The sequence below is a fragment of the Megasphaera sp. DJF_B143 genome (assembly GCF_900320625.1).
Classification (GTDB): domain Bacteria; phylum Bacillota; class Negativicutes; order Veillonellales; family Megasphaeraceae; genus Megasphaera; species Megasphaera hexanoica.
In genome coordinates this window covers 1-2,221 of the sequence record NZ_ONTA01000308.1, presented here as the reverse complement: position 1 = coordinate 2,221, position 2,221 = coordinate 1, and the positions used below count along the sequence as shown (strand labels likewise).

Here is a 2,221-nt window from a genome sequence, read left to right as displayed (position 1 = left end):
GTCAAGACCCCGAAGAATGAAACTCTCGAATTCGACGATCTCGTACGGGGACATGTCGCTTTTGACTCCAATAAAGTAGGCGATTTTGTCATTGTCAAATCAGACGGAATTCCTGTATATAATTATTGTGTCGTCATGGATGATGCTCTCATGCATATTACCCATGTCATCCGTGCGGAAGAACATCTGTCCAATACACCGCGCCAGCTCGTCCTCTATAAAGCACTGGGCTTTCCCGTACCGACCTTTGCCCATGTATCGCTTATCCTGGGCAAAGATAAGAAGAAAATGAGCAAACGCCACGGCGCAACCAGCGTCCAGCAGTATCGCGACCTGGGATACCTGCCCCAGGCTATTGACAATTTCCTGGCTCTTCTGGGATGGACGCCTGACAGCGATCAGGAAATTTTCTCCATGGAAGAACTCTGCCAGCAGTTCAGCCTGGACCGGGTAGCGAAGAATCCCGCTGTCTTCGATATTGAAAAATTGAACTGGATCAATTTCCATTACATGAAAGAACTGGATGAAGACCAGCTGCTGGAAATCTGCCTGCCTCATTTGCAGAAAGCAGGCTATGCATCGGATCAGCCTTCCGATGATGAACGGACCTGGCTGAAACAAATGTGCTCTGCCATGCGCGAACACGTCCAGTACGGCGCCCAGATTGTCGATGCGGCCAAAGTATTCTTCACGGAAGACTACCAGCCGGAAAACGAAGAAACAGCTGCTGTCCTCAAAGAAGAAACGGCTCCGGCTGTTCTCAAAATGTTCTGCGATGAACTGGCAGCTCTCGACGAAGTGACGGCGGAAACGGTACAGCCCCTGTTCAAAAAAATCCAGAAAGGCCTGAAAGTAAAGGGTAAATTCGTCTATATGCCTATCCGCGTAGCTGTTACAGGCGTCATGCACGGGCCGGACCTGAACGTCATCGTCGCCCTCATGGGACGGGACAAAGTCATCAGCCGGCTCAATGCCAGCGGCCTCATAGCTGACTGAATGCCGGGATGGTGAACGTTGATGGATACGTCTGACAAGACGCCTTCTTCCCGGTGGGAAGTACTCAGCCGCAACCGGGCGGCCCGCATGATTGCCGGCCGTCTGGTGCTGGATGGAGAAATAGAACTTTCCGAGGGAAACGGGAGGTATACGTATATTCATTGTACAAATCTGAACGACATATATACGTTCCGTGTGGCCGGAACCAGCATTCTCGATGACGTAGAGGACCGGGAATTTTCCCCCGTATTCGGCATTCCTCTGCCACCGTATGAACGGCTCCTGGAAGAATATCCCTGCCGGGAAACATACCGGGGACTGGAAGCAGGCCGTACTTCGCCGTACTATCCTTATTTCTGCCAGCTGGCTTTTCAGATGGATGAAATGCTGGCAGGCGAGAAGGAAGATGAAGAGGAGACGCCCGTCGATACATGGGACCGCCCGGATATGACCGATACATAAAATGTTCTTGACAGAATAGAAAATATTGAGTATCATGTAATATACAATACAGTATATTTAATAATTAATATCAATTTAGAAATGCGATGATCAAAATGATCTGCAAGGGAACGCTACAGAGAAGTCCGGCAGCTGCTGAGAGCCGGGCCAGCAGATGAAATTGCAGAGTTGCCTTTGGGAGCAGGCCGGATGAAATGACAGTATTCCGGTCCGGAGACAGCCGTTACCTGTAGTTGAGATTATGGTGCTTGCCATAAAGCAGAGTGGAACCACGGGCCACCGTCTCTGTCAGGGGACGGCGGTCTTTTTATTTACCTGAAGGAGGTTTATTATGAGAGAATTAAAAGTTTACAATACACTCACACGTCGTAAAGAAACGTTTGTGCCGGTAACGCCGGGACAGGTCAAGATGTACGTCTGCGGGATTACGCCGTACAATCATTCTCATATGGGCAATGCCCGCCCGTTCGTTACATGGGATGTCATCAAACGCTATCTGGAACATCTGGGCTATGAAGTCACACACATCCAGAACTTTACCGATGTCGATGATAAAATCATTAACGCCGCCAATGGGGAAGGTGTTACATGGGATACGATTTCCAACCGGTATATCGCATCCTACTTTGACGTCATGGATAAGCTCCACATCCGTCGGGCCGACAAATATCCCCGTGTTTCGGAACACATGGATGAAATCATCCACATGGTCCAGACCCTCATCGACAAAGGCTATGCCTATGTCATCGACCACGACGTCTAT

At 49.6% G+C, this 2,221-nt stretch carries 3 protein-coding genes; all 3 read left to right on the top strand.

All coding sequences use genetic code 11. The features are described 5' to 3' along the window. Positions 1-996, top strand: a 996-nt coding sequence (gene gltX / locus DBO31_RS08850; protein WP_150824971.1) for a glutamate--tRNA ligase, incomplete at its 5' end; no start/stop codon positions are given. 18 nt (positions 997-1,014) lie between these two features. After that, positions 1,015-1,458: a hypothetical protein gene (locus DBO31_RS08845; protein WP_150824970.1), complete on the top strand. Its 444-nt coding sequence runs from the start codon at positions 1,015-1,017 to the stop codon at positions 1,456-1,458. A gap of 331 nt (positions 1,459-1,789) precedes the next feature. Beyond that, a partial coding sequence (locus tag DBO31_RS08840; protein ID WP_150824969.1) for a class I tRNA ligase family protein occupies positions 1,790-2,221 on the top strand: 432 nt, incomplete at its 3' end.